We start from the raw sequence: 16,952 nt of genomic DNA on the forward strand, positions 1-16,952 counted from the left end.
TTAACCCACTAAAGAGCCGTTTTGCACAAGTTGTTCAGGGGCGATTAAAACAAGTTTATCTCCGCTTTTTGCAGAAAGTATCATACCATCGCTTTCATGTCCAAAAATTTTAGCTTTTTTAAGATTGCTTATAACGCAAACTTGTTTACCGATTAAATCACTGGCCTTATAGTATTTTGCTATGCCTGAGAGTACTTGACGGATTTCTTTATCGTCAAGTTCGAGTTGAAATTTTAAAAGTTTTTCACTCCCTTCTATATTTTGACAATCAAGCACCTTAGCAACTTTGATTTCAATTTTTGCAAAATCATCGATTTTTATTTTAGGACTTTCTTCTTTTTTAGGTTCTTCTTTAATTTCTTGTTTTAAAAGAGCTTTTTCTACTTTTGGAAATAAAGCTTCGCAAGGATTTGCTTTAAAATCTAAAAGTTCATTATCAAGTATCATTTTTGTGTAATTTGCAGACGAAATTTCAAAATTTAAAGCTAAGGCCACCTTTTGAGAGGACTTTGGTAGAGTAGGGCTTAATAAAAGGCTTGTTTTGGCTAAAATATTTGCACAAAGTGCTACTAAAGCATTAGCTTGTTCGTGTTTGTTTTCTTTGATTAAATTCCAAGGTTCGTATTTACTAATGGCTAAATTTGCCACACTTAAGGCTTTAAAAAGTTCTTCTAAATAACGATTACACTGTAAGTTTTCTAAAAATTCTACCGCTAAATTTAAGTGTTCTTTTGCTTGATTTAGTTCGGCATTGTAAAATTTTAAAACACCTTCTTTTGAAATATTTCCTTGAGAATATTTTGTACTCATACCTATAATGCGATTAAGTAAATTTCCAAATTCATTGCTAAGCTCTGCATTGATACGATTTATCAGCATATTTTCGCTAAAATCCCCATCGTTACCAAAAGGCACTTCTCTAAGCAAGAAATATCTAAAAGCTTCGCTTCCATAGGCATCAACTACTTCTTTAGGTTTTACAACATTGCCTTTAGATTTGCTCATTTTTTCACCTTCTTTAGTCCACCAGCCATGTGCACCTATAAATTTTGGCAAAGGCAAATCCACGCTCATTAAAAAAGCTGGCCAATAAATGGCATGAAAACGCAAGATATCTTTTCCTACTAAATGCACATGCGCAGGCCAAAATTTAGCATTTTCTCCCTTGTTTTGAAAGTCAAGTGAGCTTACATAGATAAAAAGTGCATCAAGCCATACATAAATAATATGTTTATCATCATTAATTTCTTGAGGCAGTTTAATCCCCCAATCAAAACTTGTTCTTGTAATGGAAAGATCTTTAAGGCCGTTTTGGACAAAATTTATAAGTTCGTTTTTTTTGTTTTTTGGCAAGATGGGATCTTTTTCTTCATACCATTGTAAAATTTTATCTTGATATTTTGAAAGTTTGAAAAAATAGCTTTCTTCTTTTAAAATTCTAGTTTGTTTGCCACAATCTGGGCAAGAACAATCGTTAATAAGCTGACTTTGAGTAAAAAAGCTTTCACAAGAAATACAATAGTGTCCTTCGTATTCATCTTTATAAATATCACCTTTTTGCCACATTTTTAAAAACATAGCTTTAACAAATTCAATATGCCTTGTATCAGTTGTTCTTGCGTAAATATCATAGGTGATTTCAAATTCATCCCATAATTTTTTAAATTCAAAACTGATTTTATCAGCGTATTCTTGAGGAGTGGAATTTCTTAGTTTGGCAGCTTCTTCGATTTTTTGTCCATGCTCATCTGTTCCTGTTAGAAATCTTGTTTCATGTCCTTGCAAACGATAAAATCTTGCTAAAGTATCGGCTATGATGGTAGTATAAGCATGACCTAAATGAGGTACATCATTTACATAATAAATTGGTGTTGTAATATAACGCATTTTTTTCCTTTAAAAGTCAAATCCGCCTTCGGTTTTACCCTTAGACATACTGTTATAGACTGCATCAACATAATTTTTTCTAGTTTGGCAGTTAAAAATTTCATCGCAATTATAACAAGAGTTTAGGTTTTTTGAGTTTTGACATGAAAGTAAAATTTCTTTTTTTTTATCCATATCTTGCTCAAATTCATCTCTAACTTCATTCATTGTAAGCCTTTAAAAGTTTTGAAATTTCATATTCTGAGCCAAAAAAACAAGGAGTTGTCGCATGGATTTTATCAAATTCAAGTTCAAGTAAAGAGCGGTTTTTTCCATTTGTAGTTTTTCCGCCTGCTTTTTCTATGATAAAGGCTAGAGGAAAGACTTCAAAAAAGGCACGAAGTTTGCCATTAGGCGCATCTTGTGTTGCAGGATAGCTAAAAATGCCACCCCCTTTTAATAAAATTTGATTGATATCGCTTACCATGGCTCCAGAATATCTTAAGCGATAGCCTTCATCAAAAAGACTTTTGATAAATTTAGCGTGTTTTTCTTCCCAAAATTTTTGCGTTCCGCCTGTAGCATTAATCTTGCCTTTTTCATTCATTTTAAGATCTTTTATAAAAATAAATTCATTATTTGCATTTAAGCGATAAAGTTTTGGTTGATCTTTGCAAATCACAAGTTCTAATCGCGCTCCATACATACTATAAAGCGCAGCTCTTAAATTTTTAGCACTTGCTTTTTCTTCATAGATAGCAAAAATAGAACCTATGGCAAAATTAACATCCATTAAGCTAGAACCGTCTAAAGGATCATAAGCTACGATAAAATTTGCCCTCTCGTTAAGCGTTAAAATTTCATCTTTTTCTTCACTGATGATGGCTTTAATACTTGAACATTGACTTAGGGTTTTTGTGATGATTTCATCACTTAAAATATCAAATTTGAGTTGGGTATCGCCTGTAAAATTTTGATTTTGACTGTAGCTTGTATCGGGAAATTTTAAAGCGTTAGAAATTTCTAAAACCGCTTTTTGTATATAAGAAATCACTTCTTGCATTTTATAATTCTCCTTGTAAATTTTTAGCATTTTTAAGTATGTATTGGCAAATAGCTTGTATATCGTTTAAATCAAGCCAAGTAAGATAAGGGTGAGAAATTTTTTCATAGCTTGCAATGGCGTTTGAAAAAATAAAATAACTTTCATCAATTTCTTTGCAAAATACGCTAATGCGTGGTAAATCAAGAGTTTTTAATCCTTCAACCAAACAAATGTCAAAATCAGGGCTTAATTTTAAAGCTTTTAAAATATCTCTATTTTCATGAGAAAAAAAAGTTGTTCTTGTAGGGCTTAAAACCATGACTTCAGCTCCACTTTGAAAAAATTTAAAACTATCTTTACTGTTAAAATCAAATTGAGCTTTATCGGCAGGGTCATGTTTAATGATTAAAACTTTTAAATTTTGTTGCAAAAAATTATCAGCTATTTTGGTTATGAGTGTAGTTTTTCCTGAATTTGAAGGCCCGCTAAAAGCTATAATAAGTTGTTTCATAAAATATACTCTTAATTTTTTTGCAAAATTATATCTTTTTAAACCAAAAAATAGGGTTAAAAGGCTACAATAATACTAAAAAATATGGAAAAAGAATGAAAATTTATAGTGTAATTTTAGGTGCTTTTTTGCTTGGAGCTTGTTCTTTAAAAGATCAGGCGATTGTGGATACAAATTTAAAATCTCAAACTTTAATGTTTACTCAAAAATACAAAATCACACAAGATAAGATTAATGCCATTATAACTATGTCTTATTTAAACCCAATTCTAGACAAGACAAGTAAAGATGATGTATTGGCCTTGTCTTTTACTCCAAATACATTAAAAATTCAAAATTTAGAAGTTTTTATCAATAATAAAAAAGCCAATATTGAAAAATTGGATGATGAGTATTTAAAATATATAATACAAAACAACTATACTGATTATTTTAAAGTATCTCTTCCTAGTGTCAAGGAAGAGACTAGGCTTGTAGCTAAGATTTGTTTAGATCATTTGCCTTGTTTTGAATTAAATTTTCAAAAATATCCGAAATCTTTATACTATCGCTCAGAAGATGTCGATACACAATATAATTAGCTAGAACTTTTTTTCCGTAAATTCGGCTTTCTTGATAAGGAACTAGCTCCATAGACAAGAAAGGTTCAAATTTGCCTGTTTTAAACATATCATTTCTTGCAAGCATACGGTTAGTAAATCCTATACCGCCATTATAAGCATAAGCGACAAAAAGTGGAGATTTTAAACGTGATTCAAGGTAATTTAGATGATAGTTTCCAAAGTAATATGCTATTTCAGGTTTAAACATAAAATCTTGATCAAAATTTGGAATTTTTAATTCTTTTTCCCCTATGTGATTGGCCAAAAATGGCATAAATTGCATCATGCCTAAAGCATAAGAAACTGAAATAGCAGTTGGAATAAAACGACTTTCTTGTCTGGCAATAGCCAAAATTAAAGCTTGTCTTGTTTTGTTATAGTCTTTTATATTGTCATAATAAGGCATTATAAAATAATGTTTTTTAAAATTATTTTTGCGTTCTAATATGTAAGCATAAATAGGCAAGGTTTCTTGTGTGTCAAATTCTTTTGCCAAGACATCTAGTTGACTTGCGTTAGCATCGCGAATTTGTTTGTTTATTTTTTGCCAAGCAAAAGGATCTTGCATATTAAAATTATTTTTTTTCTTGCTTGGATTAAGGCTTTCTATCTTTGGAAAAGGTGTGTTGGTAAGTTCTTTTGCGTAAAGACTATAAATATTTAAAGAAGAACTTTGCGATAAAGTTTTTAAATCTTCTTCATTGTTTTTAATCAACCACATCCAAAATATAGCATTGTCTTTATTACTTTGCGATTTAAAACTTTGTGCCGCCTTTTTAAAAAAGTCATAAGCAAGCTCTGTTTTATCATAAGTTAAGGCATTGACTCCTAAATAGAAAGCAGAATCTTCACTTACATTTTCAGGATTTATTTCTAGCATAGAATATCTAAATTTTGGATTTTCTTTTTTAATAATAATATTTTGTGCAAAATCTTTAAAACCAATGTGGTTTGGTAGTTTATTGACTAAACTTGTATTTAAATCTAAGTCGTATTTTTTAGAATAATTATAAAGTTTAAAAAAACCATTAATATCTTCTTTTTGTACTATATAGCTCATAGGATCAGAAGTATTAAAAGCTAGCAATAAATTTGTCAAATCAGGTCTTTGATTTTTAAAGGTTTGAGCTAAAGTAGTTCGGTCTTTGGAATTTAGACTCGCTATAAAAACTAATGAATTTAAGCGCACACTTTGACAAGTTAAATTTGCATCTAAGATAGTATTTGCTGTATAGGTATAGCATTTAGCATATTTTGGGTTGATATAAGGCTTTAAAGGGATGATTTTTTCAAGTTCAGATTTAATTTTTCCTATATAGCGAAAAATATGAGAATTTAAATCCTGTGCATCTTTTTTACTGATTTTATTTTTTTCTAAAAGCCTATAAATATAATAATCCTTAGCAAGTGAATTTTCTTCCTTTTTGAGTTTTTCTATACTATATTGTGTAGCATTTAAACTTGAAAAAATAAATAAAAAAACGAGTATTTTTTTTATCACAATATACTCCTTAAGATATTCCCAAGAAAAATGCCAAGAAACTGCAATGCTAAGACTATAATCAAAGGCGCAAGATCAATATTACCAATGCGTGTTGGAATTTTTCTAACTAAGGCGTAAGCAGGGTAGCTTAGTTTATATAAAATTTGCACTATAGGATTATAAGGATCAGGGTTTACCCAGCTTAGAAGTGCTGTGATGATAATAATCCAAGTATAAATGTTAATGACAATTTGTAGTACTTGAAAAATAGAAATAATAAAAGAGTCTATAACCATAGTTAAATCCTTGCTAATTCGTGAATAAAATTTTTAATATAAGGATAAAGATCGCTAAGCTCAGGTCCGTGGATATTTCCTGTTAAAATTATCCTTAAAGGCATGAAAAATTTTTTACCTTTTAAGTTGCTTTTGTTTAAAAGTTCATTTTTAAAATCTTCATAATTTTCAAAAAGTTCAATATCTTTTAAGAGTTCTTTTAAAATTTTACATTCTGTTTCAAACTCGCCAAAATCTTTTGCGTTAAAAATAGCTTGCATTTTTTCTTTAAGTTCTTTTATAGTACTTGTTTCTTGAGTGTAAAATTTAGCAAGTTGTGCAAGATCTTTGTTTAAATCTAAAATTTTATTAAGCTCATCATCTTTGATCATTTTGATATGTTCACGATTGATTTGTAAGAGTTTTTTAAGATCAAATCTTGCGGGAGCTTTTGAAACTTTAGAAATATCAAACCATTTTATAGCCTCTTCTAAGGTAAAAATTTCACAAGGAGTTTTATTGCCTAGCATGATCAGATAATTTGCGATTGCGCTAGGTAAAATTCCACTTTCAAGTAGCCATTTTACAGAAGAATGTGCTTCTCTTTTACTCATTTTAACACCTTCTTTGTTTAAAATGATAGGCAAGTGTGCATAAGTCATGGCTTTATTATAACCTAAGCTTGCGCGGATATGTTCTTGTTTTGGAGTGTTTGAAACATGATCTTCTCCGCGTATAATACAAGTGACATTTTCAAGCATATCATCAACCGCACAAGCAAAATTATAAGTTGGAGTTTTATCCGTTCTCATAATCACAAAAGAGTCTATGTTTTCAGGCTCAAAACTAAGCTCGCCTTTGATAAAATCAGTAAATTTCATAGTATGAGTAGGTTTTTTAAGACGGATAACAAAGGGTTTTTCACATTCTAAAACATCAATATCGGCTAGTTTTTCACAAGTGCCATCGTAGCGATAAGCTTTACCTTGTTTTTTAGCCAGCTCTTTTTTTGCTTCAAGTTCTTCTTCGGTGCAAAAACAAGCAAAAGCTTTTTTTTCGCTTACAAGTTTTAAAGCCATTTGGCGATGGAATTTTAAATTTTCACTTTGTATATAGTAATGCTGCCATGAAATACTAAAAAGATTTAAAATTTCTTTGATTTCTTCTTCTTTTCCTGCTATATTTCTAGCCTTATCAGTATCTTCAATACGTAAGATAAAATCCATATTTTTTTGTCTTGCACAGATATAATTAAAAATTGCTGCGCGTAAATTTCCTATGTGCATATCACCTGTGGGAGAAGGTGCAAAACGGTACATCTTATAGCCTTTAAAATTATTTAAAAGCTTATTATAACAGAAAAATTTATACGGATATTTAATTTTACTTGGTTATAATACTTTTATGATATTTTTAATTTTTTCTTTCATTGTGTTATTGATTTTTGGCTTAGCAAATGTTTATATTTATAAAAGATTAATCAAGAAAATTACTCTTTTTAAGTATTTTTATAAAATTTTTTCCTTTATTTTTATTGTGCTTTTTTTAGCTCAAGCTGTGTTTTTAATATTTCGTAGAGATGAATATTTAAGTGATACTTGGTATGAAATTTTAGCCATGTTTTATGCGCCGACTTATTGTTTGTTTTTTATGACTTTAGCTTGGGATTTTGTTAAATTGATTTTAGCTCTTATGGGTAAAAGAGATAAAACATATAATCTTATTTTGCGTTTGATTTTTGAACTTTCTCTTATAGTTTTAAGTGTGTTTTTAATTTATGCAAGTATAAATAATGCTCTAAAAACACCTGAAGTAAAGAGTGTTGATGTTGAAATACCAAATCTTAAAAAAGATTTAAAAATTGTCATGCTTACTGATATACATTTGGGTAAAAATTTGCATGAAAATTTTTTAGACAAGCTCATCACTAAAGTGAATTTGCAAAGTCCTGATATGGTTGTAATAGTAGGGGATCTGATTGATACTAATCCTAAAGATTTAAAAAATTACATCTCAAAACTTAATGATTTTAACTCCACTTACGGAACTTTTTATGCTTTGGGAAATCATGAGTATTATCATGGTATCAATGAAGTTTTGGATTTACTTAGAAAACATACTAATATGAAAATTTTAGTCAATCAAAATTTAGATTTGGGTTTTATAAATATTGCTGGACTTGGAGATTTAGCCGGACTTGATAGGGGTTTATATGCTCCTGATTTAGCAAGAATAAAAGTGGATTTAAATACAAGTAAAGCTAGTATTTTACTCACACATCAACCTAAAACAGCTTTGCTTTATGATTTAAGTGATTTTGATCTTGTTTTAAGTGGGCATACACATGGAGGGCAAATTTTCCCTTTTATGTTTTTAGTTAAACTTCAGCAAGGTTTTGTTCATGGGCTTTATGATTTAGGAGAAAAAACTAAGCTTTATGTGAGTAGTGGAGCAGGATTTTGGGGGCCAAGTCTTAGAGTTTTTGCTCCGAGTGAAATAGTGATTTTAAATTTAAAAGGAAAAAAATGAGTTTTTCAAAAGAAAGTTCGAGACTTTTTGGTTTTGTAGCGGGGATTAAATTTCCTAAAATGATACAAAAAGTTATTAATGAAAATTATGTTAAGTATTTTAATATCAATATGAGTGAATTTAAAGCTCCTTGTGAATATGAGAGTTTAAATGCTCTTTTTACAAGAACTTTACAAATTCCAAGAAAATTTGAAGAAGGTTTTATCAGTCCAAGTGATGGTAAAATTTTAGAGTGTGGAAGTACTTTTTTAGCAAATGAAGAACATTTTGCTTTTTCTATAAAAGGACATGCTTATAGCGTTGAGGAGCTTTTAAAAGATAGCTTTGAAAAAGATGAACTTAAAAATGGGCTTGATTATGTCAATATTTATCTTTCTCCAAAAGATTATCATCGTTATCACAGCCCTTGTGATATGCAAATTTTAAGTGCAACTTACACAAGTGGAGTGCTTTATAGCGTAAATGAAAAACATTTAGAACGCATTAGTAATTTATATGTAAAAAATGAAAGAGTGAGCTTGAAATGTCAAAATGAAAAAGGTATTTTTTGGCTTGTTTTTGTAGGAGCGCAAAATGTAGGAAAAATGCGTTTTAATTTTGATGCAAGCATACAAACCAATGCTAAAATTTCTCATAATTTTACTAGAAAATATGAAAATTTAAATTTCAAAAAAGGCGAAGAACTAGGAAATTTTGAGCTAGGTTCTACTATAGTTTTAATCTCTCAAAAAGGACTTTTAACTTTTAATTTAAAAGTAGGGCAGGGTATTAAATTTGGAGAAAAAATAGCGGATTAGTTTTTAGGAGTTTTATTTGCCATTTGATAGATAAAGGCAAAAACTTCAGCTACAGCTTTATACATATTAGGTGGAATTTCATCACCTAAGTCAAGCTTGCTTAAAATTTCTATTAAATCTTCATCTTCTTTAATAGGAACTCCGTGTTCCTTGGCTAAAGAAATAATTTTAGCAGCACTTTCTCCTTTGCCACTTGCAAGCACTTTTGGTGCAGAGTTTTTTTCTTTTTGATAGCCTAGAGCTACAGCTTTTTTAATCGATCTTTTGATTTTGCTCATACTTTTTTATCCATACCCATTTCAAGATCTAAATTTTTCATATTTCTAGTATCAAATTTACTTCTTATGATATCACCTACAAAGAAATTTGCACTTAAAAGTCCTGCTTTATTGATATTTCTTTTAAGCTCATGGGCATTTTCATAGATGGTTTTTCTAAATTCAATATTTTCTGCCATAATATTAATATCTATATATTTTTCATTATTTAAAGAAATAAGAATTTCTAAATCCCCAAGTTTTGCAAATTCGAGTTTAATCTGAGCAAAAAATTTGTCCTTTTTTCCGCGTCTAAACATAATTTTAGAATCATTTAAATCATCCCAAGAAAAAGGCAGATAAGTATTGATAGAATCATTAGCTAAAGACATAAGCTGATTGATTTCAATTTGCGCTAAAAGACGATTAGCTTGATTGTATACAGCTTCATTGCCTTCATTTTTAGCTAAATTTGAAATTTGCAAAAGTGTTGATTTTACATCATGATGTAAAGATTCAGCTATATCTTGTTCTGTTTTTGGTTTAATTTGCGCTAGATCTTTGATAGAAAGATTGAGTTTGTGTTCGAGATTTTTAAGTTCTGCTTGATTAAGCTTGGCATTTTGAGTATAGGGTTCAAGTTCTTTTAAGCTTTCATTAAGTCTACGAGAAAGATTGCTTAAATTTTTACTTAAATCTTGCACTTGTTCTAGATCTAAATTTTCTACATTAAATGCTAAATTTTTTACAATATTTTGTTTTATAAATTCCTGATTTTTAAAAATATTTTGCATAGTTTGGTTATTGTTAGATTGAATATTTTGAGTATTATTTAAATTTTGCGTATTGTTTGTGTTAGGATTTGAAGTGTTGGTATTTGTATTGATTGAAGTTTTGTTTTCTGTTTTTGTTTCATAAAATTTTGGATTTTCTTTGATATTTTCTTTTGATTTTTCTTGTTTTTCATCTTTAATTTTTTCTTGGTTTGGAGTAGAATTTTTTATATCATTGTCTGGCTTATTTTCTGTTTCATTATTTTGAATATCATTTTTTGTATCTTGGGTATCTTCTTCATGGGTTTTTATACCAGAATCTAAATTTTCATCTTCTTTTGATACTTTTATATATTTTTCTTCATCTTGGTTTTTTGTGTTATGATTAAGTTTTTCTTCTTTGATATTTTCTTTGTTACTTAAAAGATTTTCTAAAATATTTTCTTTATCTTGTATTTTAGAAGCTTGATTGCCTAGTATATTTTTTAAAGTATTTTCAAGTTTTTCAAAGGCGGTAGCAGTTTGCTTAAGGATGTTTGGATCTTTTATCATTAAATTTTCTGGCTTATTAAGAGCTTTGAAAAAATCATTTTTGATGGAATTTAATTCTTTTAAAATTTTATTAGCTATAGGGGTGATTTTTTCTTGAGCATGACTGGGATTTTTACTTATATAATTTTTAAAATTTTCCAATTTAGAACTTAAATTTAAAAGTGCTTTAAAAGAACTTTGATTTAAAATTTGCTTATTTTCATTTTTGCTAGAATTAATAATATTTTTTAATTCTTTTAAAGTGTCTTTTGGGCTTAAATTTGTATTTGCAAGCTGGGCTATCTGAACGCTTAGTTTTTCGCTACTAAGACCTTTGATTGTACTTAAAAGAGAGTGAAAACTTTTGGGTAGTAATTCTTCGTTTAGGGCATCTTTTAATTTAGCTTCTAAAAATACGCCTGAATTTTTAAACAAAGGAGCTAAGTTATTGTTTTTTATTTCACTGGCAGGTTTTAAAATTTGATTTAATCTGTCTAAAACTTGTGTAAAAGTATCACTTTTTGCAAGTTCTGTACTTAAGATTTTTAATTCATTAGCAAAATTAGGAGCTAAATTTAAATTTTTTCCTTGTTTAAGTACAGGGGAATCGGGATTTTTTTGAGCATTGATTTGATCTAAAAGTTTATTAACAAGTTCTTTTAATTTGGTACCTGTTTCATTTTGAACAAATTTTGCTAGTATTTCCTCACTACTAGCGTCCTTGCTTAAACCTAAATTTTGCTTTAAAGCTTGTGCAAGTGCTTCTTTTGGATTGTCTTTTAAATTTGTTTTATCTTTTGAAGCAGAGTTATCTACTTTTAAATCATTTTTTTGCGTATTGGCAATTTGACTTGCTAGTTGAGTATTAATCATCAAATATCACCATATTTCCAGGCTTTTTCTTAAATTTTTTATTTAAAATATTTGGTTTATTGATAGCAAAAAGAATTAAAAATGCTAAAGAAACTATATAAAACCATATAAAACCTTTGATTTCAAAATATTGCATTAAAAAACCTAAAATTAAAGGGCCAAACAAAGAGCCCAAAGAATAACAAAAAAGAACCCCACGACCTAACTCTACACCTTTATTTTTGCTTACTAAAACATCATTTGCTCTAGCAAGTGCTAAAGCATATAAGCAAAATATTCCTATACCAAGAGTAATTCCTAAAAAATATTGCATATATAAATGAAGTTTAAAAAAGATAAATATAAGCATAGTGATAAATCCTATACTTGCACAAGTGATAATGGCAAATTTGCGACCAAGTTTGTCTGAAATAGTTCCTATGATGGTTTGTGCAATAAAACCACCTAAAACCCCACAAAATATAAAATAAGAAACCGCTTTTGTATCAAAACCTTGCAAAAGTATAAATAAAGATGCCATAGAAAAAAAGCCATTTATAAGCATTCCGGCTATAAAGCTTGTGACGATAGCTAAAGGAGCTATATCAAAAATTTTAGGTATAGAAATAGGACTTGATGCGGGTAAAACAGGTTCTTTGATTTTAATTAGATTTAAAGGTAAAGATGAAAGTAAAATTAAAGTTGCACTGAGGATAAATACACTATGTTTGCTTAAATTTAACGCTATGATTAAAACTCCAATACCAAACGCAAGATAAAAAACAATTTCATAAAAACCTAAAATTCTAGATCGAATGGCATTTTTGCTTTTTTCATTAAGCCATGATTCTATGACCATTAAAAGTCCATAGTAGCAAATTCCTATGAAAAATCTTAAAACAGCCCAAAAAATAAGATTTTCGCTTACTGTATGAAGCATAGCTGAAATTCCAAAAATAGCACCAAATAGCCCAAAAGAGCGTATATGACCTATACGAGAAATAATTTTATGAGCACTGATGGTTCCAATAAGAGCGCCTACAAAAAAACAAGAACTTACTACTCCAACAGCTAAAGAACTTTCTCCGTTTTCTTTTAATATAACACCTATAGAGCTTACTATCAAAGCATTACCTGCAAATAAAAATGCCATACCAGCAAAAAGTGCTGTCATTGATTTAATAATTTTTTTTGGACTCATACTTTTTTATATATAAAATAAAAATAAACACACAAACTAGCAAGGATGAAATTCCACAAATATAAGCAAAGATATCTAATTTATCTTGGCGATGTAAAAATAAAAATCCAGCAACCAATACTACATAAGCCATCAATTTAAAGAGAGTAAAAAACATAGCAAAAAAATGGATTTTCTCTTTAACATTTGGCTTTAAATCGTCTTTTAGAACTTTAAAATGAATAATTTTTGATAAATTTTGTTTTTTTTTGATAAAAAGTGATGAAATGAAATTAAAATCTTTTTCATAATTTTTTGATTTTTTTATAATGACTTTTTTATAATTTAAATAAGAAGCAAAAATAATCAATAAAACACTAAAAAAAGCTATTTCATAGCTTAAAAATGTATCTAATTTAAAATGATTTAACGATGAAAATATGATCCAAAAAAATAAATGAATAATGGCAAAAATACAAAATAGAGCTTTTTTATGTTCCATTATTTGTTCTTTTCTTTTTGAATTTTTTCTTTGATCAACTCATCTCTTTCTTTAAATTCTTCATAGCTTTTTACTTGAATTTTATAAGCTTTGTAAACATTAAGTATAGCAGCACTGATCCCCCAAAAAACTCCAAGCCAAAAAAGCCAAGGATAAGGAGTAAATTTTTTAAGTAAATATCCTATTCCCACACCTATAAATACAGCAACAACCATAGAGATACCAAGACTTAAACCATCCGCAGCTTCAAGAGTTTTGCGAATGATTTTTTGTCTTTTGCTGTTGGAATTTTCTAAGTGATTTTTTTCTTCTTTTAAAATATTGCTCATATTCTTTTAAAGCTTTCCCTAACAGCCTCTAGTGTTGTATCTATAATTTTATCATCCATTTTTGAACATATAAAGCCTGTTTCAAATTGAGAAGGTGCTAAATAAATTCCATTTTCAAGCATATTTTTGTGAAATTTTGAAAATAATGCTAGATCGGATTTTAATGCATCTTGGTAGTTTGATACAGGATCTTTGGTGAAAAAGTATCCAAACATAGAACCTACATGACAAACTTGCAGTGGAAGTCCTTTTTCATCTGCTAATTTTTTCATTCCTTGGGTAAGTTTTTTTGCTAATTTTCCAAGTTTGTCATAAAGCTTGGTTTTCTTTTTGGCTTTTGTAAGACTTGCTATACCTGCAGCCATTGCTAAAGGATTTCCACTTAAAGTTCCTGCTTGATAAACTCCACCCAAAGGACTTAAAATATCCATAATTTCAGCTCTAGAAGCAAATGCTGCTGCAGGTAGACCGCCTCCTATTACCTTACCAAAAGTAATTATATCTGCTTGGATATGATTGATTCCATAGGAACCAAGGTAAGATGCTCTATATCCACTCATTACTTCATCAAAAATCAGCAGAGTTTGATTGTTTTTACAGATCTTAGCGAGTTCTTCTAAAAAATCTTGTTTAGCTGGAACTAACCCCATATTTCCAGCAATAGGCTCAATGATAACACATGCAATATCTTTATTTTTTTCAAAAAGCTCTTTAACGCTATTTATATCATTATATTTAGCTACTAAAGTGTGTTTAGCTACATCTTCTAAAACACCCAAAGAACTAGGAGAGTTAAAAGTAGCAGCACCACTTCCTGCACTCACTAATAATGAATCAGAATGCCCGTGATAACATCCTTCAAATTTTAAAATTTTATCTTTTTTAGTAAAACCACGGGCAAGACGAATAGCACTCATGGTTGCTTCTGTTCCACTGCTTACAAAGCGGATCTTTTCTAAATGAGGAAAATCAGATAAAACAAGCTTGGCAAGTTCAGTTTCTAATAAAGTTGGAGCTCCAAAACTTGAACCTTTATGAAGTGCTTTTTGACAAGCTTTTTGTATATCTTTATCGCAATGTCCAAAAAGTAAAGGCCCCCAGCTTTGAACATAGTCTATATAAGAATTTCCATCTATATCGAAAATATAAGCACCTTTTCCATGAGAAATAAATTTTGGCTCACTTTGAACATTTGCAAAAGCACGAACTGGAGAATTTACACCACCTGCGATGAATTTACACGCTTCTTTAAAAGCTTTTTTGTTTGTCATTTTTCTTCCTTGCTAAATTGCTTGATGTAATTATATAAAGTTACAATTTCATCATTTGTTAAAGAGTAATTTGGCATGATTGATTTTGCGTCTTTACTCTGATTAAGAGAATTTTTAAAATTCTCAAAACTAAGATTTTGTATACTTGGAACTTTATAAGCTGTTTTAATACCATTTTTCATATAATATCCTAAAATTTGTTCGCTTCCATCTGTTCCATGACATTCTTTACAACTAATGCCCCTTGGATTTTCATAAAGCATTTTAGAGTATTCTTTAAGAGTGATAAAATCAGCACCAAAAAGACTGATACTAAATAAAAAAAACATTAAAACAATTTTCAAAGTTTCACCTTGTTAATGAAGTTTTAATATGATACAATTTTTACTTTAAAAAAGTGATTAAATTTATAGAAGGAAAATAATGACTTTGCTTGATGGTAAAGCTTTAAGCGCAAAAATCAAAGAAGAATTAAAAGAAAAAAATCAATTTTTGAAAAGCAAAGGGATTGAAAGCTGTTTAGCTGTTATCTTGGTTGGAGATAATCCTGCAAGTCAAACTTATGTAAAATCTAAGGCTAAAGCCTGTGAAGAATGTGGAATTAAATCTTTAGTTTATCATCTTAATGAAAATACTACACAAAATGAACTTTTGGCATTGATTAATACCTTAAATCACGATGATAGTGTTCATGGAATTTTGGTTCAGCTTCCCTTACCTGATCATATTTGTAAAGATTTAATACTTGAAAGTATTATAAGTAGTAAAGATGTTGATGGCTTTCATCCTATTAATGTAGGATATTTAAATTTAGGCTTAGAAAGTGGGTTTTTGCCTTGTACTCCACTTGGAGTTATGAAGCTTTTGAAGGCTTATGAAATTGATTTAGAAGGAAAAGACGCTGTTATTATAGGTGCTTCAAATATAGTAGGTCGTCCTATGGCTACTATGCTTTTAAACGCTGGAGCTACAGTAAGCGTTTGTCATATTAAAACCAAAGATTTGAGCCTTTATACTAGGCAAGCTGATTTGATTATAGTAGCAGCAGGTTGTGTGAATTTACTTCGATCGGATATGGTAAAAGAAGGAGTGATTGTTATTGATGTTGGAATCAATCGTCTTGAAAGTGGAAAGATAGTTGGAGACGTGGATTTTGAAGAGGTATCTAAAAAATCTAGTTATATAACTCCTGTTCCAGGTGGAGTAGGTCCTATGACTATAGCCATGCTTTTAGAAAACACAGTTAAATCTGCTAAAAATAGACTTAATTAGGGAAAATCTATGGAAATTTTAAAGAAATTATATAAATTTTCACAGTCTTGGACTGGAACTGTAGTTATTGTTCTTTTGGTGATTTTTTTCTTTATACAAGCTTTTGTTATTCCTTCTGGTTCTATGAAAAACACCTTATTGGTAGGGGATTTTTTATTTGTTAAAAAATTTAGCTATGGTATCCCAACTCCTCATATTCCTTGGTTGGAAATTCCTGTTTTGCCAGATTTCAATAAAGATGGGCATTTGATAAAAGCACAAGGGTCACAAAGAGGAGATATAGTTGTTTTTAGAAATCCTAGAAATGAAAAAGAACACTTTGTAAAGCGTTGTGTAGGCACAGGAGGAGATAGGATAGTTTATGCAAATAAAACACTTTATGTAAGAATGCATGAGGGTGATGAATTTATGAAAGAACATTATCCGAATGATCTTGTTACTCTTGGAGGGCAAATTTATGTAAAAGAACCTTATAAACAAAAAGGTATTCATTATGATCCAAAAAAAGATATAGAAAGCGATATTTTACGCTTTCTTAGCATAGGTGATTTTGCTATGTCTCCAACTTATATTAAAGAACTTGGAAATCATATAGGTTTTAGCGGCGGAAATGCTTATGTTTTTGATGTGCCTGAAAATGAGTATTTCATGATGGGTGATAATCGCGATTATTCTTATGATAGTCGTTTTTGGGGTTCTGTTCCTTATAGGTTGATAGTAGGTAAACCTTGGTTTGTATATTTCTCTTGGGATAAAGATAAAAATGTTCGCTGGGAAAGGATAGGGCGTTTTGTTGATACCTTGGAAAATGATGAACAATATATCCATGATCATGATGATGAGGATAAATTAAGCTAATGTTTGTGAAAAACACAAA

General features: G+C 29.5%; 19 protein-coding genes. 5 read left to right on the top strand and 14 right to left on the bottom strand.

Features of this window, described 5'->3' with window-relative positions:
• Genes metG through mobB form a run of 4 tightly spaced genes read right to left on the bottom strand, consistent with a single transcriptional unit; the run spans position 1 to position 3,422 of the window.
• Positions 1–1,887: a methionine--tRNA ligase gene (metG, locus tag FBE87_RS04100; protein ID WP_100621704.1), complete on the bottom strand. Its 1,887-nt coding sequence runs from the start codon at positions 1,885–1,887 to the stop codon at positions 1–3.
• Positions 1,888–1,896: 9 nt separating this feature from the next.
• Positions 1,897–2,094: a hypothetical protein gene (locus FBE87_RS04105; RefSeq protein ID WP_002797008.1), complete on the bottom strand. Its 198-nt coding sequence runs from the start codon at positions 2,092–2,094 to the stop codon at positions 1,897–1,899.
• The gene (locus FBE87_RS04110; RefSeq protein ID WP_002919659.1) at positions 2,087–2,929 is read right to left on the bottom strand and encodes a class 1 fructose-bisphosphatase; all 843 of its coding nucleotides are present in this window, start codon (positions 2,927–2,929) and stop codon (positions 2,087–2,089) included. The genes FBE87_RS04105 and FBE87_RS04110 overlap by 8 nt, the downstream gene beginning before the upstream one ends.
• Position 2,930: 1 nt before the next feature.
• Positions 2,931–3,422, bottom strand: a complete 492-nt coding sequence (gene mobB / locus FBE87_RS04115) for a molybdopterin-guanine dinucleotide biosynthesis protein B (protein WP_002927032.1) — start codon at positions 3,420–3,422, stop codon at positions 2,931–2,933.
• A gap of 95 nt (positions 3,423–3,517) precedes the next feature.
• Between mobB and FBE87_RS04120 the strand changes: the two genes are divergently transcribed.
• Positions 3,518–4,003, top strand: coding sequence for a hypothetical protein (locus FBE87_RS04120; RefSeq protein ID WP_002873511.1), 486 nt, complete (start codon positions 3,518–3,520; stop codon positions 4,001–4,003).
• Here FBE87_RS04120 and FBE87_RS04125 read toward each other — a convergent pair.
• Genes FBE87_RS04125 through gltX form a run of 3 tightly spaced genes read right to left on the bottom strand, consistent with a single transcriptional unit; the run spans position 3,900 to position 7,101 of the window.
• A complete protein-coding gene (locus FBE87_RS04125; protein WP_002899557.1) occupies positions 3,900–5,525 on the bottom strand; it encodes a lytic transglycosylase domain-containing protein in 1,626 nt (541 codons plus the stop codon). The genes FBE87_RS04120 and FBE87_RS04125 overlap by 104 nt on opposite strands.
• Complete coding sequence (locus FBE87_RS04130; protein WP_002852501.1) at positions 5,522–5,803, bottom strand: YggT family protein; 282 nt, start codon at positions 5,801–5,803, stop codon at positions 5,522–5,524. The genes FBE87_RS04125 and FBE87_RS04130 overlap by 4 nt, the downstream gene beginning before the upstream one ends.
• Before the next feature lie 2 nt (positions 5,804–5,805).
• On the bottom strand, positions 5,806–7,101 hold the full coding sequence (gene gltX / locus FBE87_RS04135) for a glutamate--tRNA ligase (protein ID WP_100626335.1): 1,296 nt from the start codon (positions 7,099–7,101) through the stop codon (positions 5,806–5,808).
• A gap of 85 nt (positions 7,102–7,186) precedes the next feature.
• On the opposite strand from gltX, the gene FBE87_RS04140 reads away from it, so the two are divergent.
• Complete coding sequence (locus FBE87_RS04140) at positions 7,187–8,311, top strand: metallophosphoesterase (RefSeq protein WP_002873515.1); 1,125 nt, start codon at positions 7,187–7,189, stop codon at positions 8,309–8,311.
• Positions 8,308–9,108 carry a phosphatidylserine decarboxylase gene (locus FBE87_RS04145; protein ID WP_002852452.1) on the top strand — a complete coding sequence of 267 codons (801 nt, stop codon included), beginning with the start codon at positions 8,308–8,310 and terminating at the stop codon, positions 9,106–9,108. The genes FBE87_RS04140 and FBE87_RS04145 overlap by 4 nt, the downstream gene beginning before the upstream one ends.
• Here FBE87_RS04145 and FBE87_RS04150 read toward each other — a convergent pair.
• The 7 genes from FBE87_RS04150 to FBE87_RS04180 are packed head-to-tail and all read right to left on the bottom strand — an operon-like array spanning position 9,105 to position 15,147.
• The gene (locus FBE87_RS04150) at positions 9,105–9,386 is read right to left on the bottom strand and encodes a FlhB-like flagellar biosynthesis protein (protein ID WP_002852641.1); all 282 of its coding nucleotides are present in this window, start codon (positions 9,384–9,386) and stop codon (positions 9,105–9,107) included. The two genes, FBE87_RS04145 and FBE87_RS04150, sit on opposite strands and share 4 nt — an antisense overlap.
• Positions 9,383–11,542, bottom strand: a complete 2,160-nt coding sequence (locus tag FBE87_RS04155) for a flagellar hook-length control protein FliK (protein WP_168977226.1) — start codon at positions 11,540–11,542, stop codon at positions 9,383–9,385. The genes FBE87_RS04150 and FBE87_RS04155 overlap by 4 nt, the downstream gene beginning before the upstream one ends.
• Entirely contained in the window at positions 11,535–12,722 is a 1,188-nt protein-coding gene (locus FBE87_RS04160) for an MFS transporter (protein ID WP_002859526.1), read from the bottom strand. The genes FBE87_RS04155 and FBE87_RS04160 overlap by 8 nt, the downstream gene beginning before the upstream one ends.
• Entirely contained in the window at positions 12,700–13,203 is a 504-nt protein-coding gene (locus tag FBE87_RS04165; RefSeq protein WP_002868148.1) for a membrane protein, read from the bottom strand. The genes FBE87_RS04160 and FBE87_RS04165 overlap by 23 nt, the downstream gene beginning before the upstream one ends.
• A complete protein-coding gene (locus tag FBE87_RS04170; RefSeq protein WP_044258843.1) occupies positions 13,203–13,532 on the bottom strand; it encodes an AtpZ/AtpI family protein in 330 nt (109 codons plus the stop codon). The genes FBE87_RS04165 and FBE87_RS04170 overlap by 1 nt, the downstream gene beginning before the upstream one ends.
• Positions 13,529–14,803 carry a glutamate-1-semialdehyde 2,1-aminomutase gene (gene hemL, locus FBE87_RS04175; RefSeq protein WP_002860511.1) on the bottom strand — a complete coding sequence of 425 codons (1,275 nt, stop codon included), beginning with the start codon at positions 14,801–14,803 and terminating at the stop codon, positions 13,529–13,531. Before hemL ends, FBE87_RS04170 begins: the two co-directional genes overlap by 4 nt.
• Entirely contained in the window at positions 14,800–15,147 is a 348-nt protein-coding gene (locus FBE87_RS04180) for a hypothetical protein (RefSeq protein WP_002859529.1), read from the bottom strand. Before FBE87_RS04180 ends, hemL begins: the two co-directional genes overlap by 4 nt.
• Positions 15,148–15,226: 79 nt before the next feature.
• Here FBE87_RS04180 and folD point away from each other — a divergent pair, with 79 nt between their 5' ends.
• Both folD and lepB read left to right on the top strand, forming a co-directional pair.
• On the top strand, positions 15,227–16,075 hold the full coding sequence (gene folD, locus FBE87_RS04185) for a bifunctional methylenetetrahydrofolate dehydrogenase/methenyltetrahydrofolate cyclohydrolase FolD (protein WP_002859530.1): 849 nt from the start codon (positions 15,227–15,229) through the stop codon (positions 16,073–16,075).
• A 9-nt stretch (positions 16,076–16,084) separates the two neighbouring features.
• Positions 16,085–16,933 carry a signal peptidase I gene (gene lepB / locus FBE87_RS04190; protein ID WP_002867474.1) on the top strand — a complete coding sequence of 283 codons (849 nt, stop codon included), beginning with the start codon at positions 16,085–16,087 and terminating at the stop codon, positions 16,931–16,933.
• Positions 16,934–16,952 lie beyond the last annotated feature (19 nt).

The organism is Campylobacter sp. CFSAN093246 (assembly GCF_012889415.1).
Taxonomy (GTDB): Bacteria; Campylobacterota; Campylobacteria; order Campylobacterales; family Campylobacteraceae; genus Campylobacter_D; species Campylobacter_D jejuni.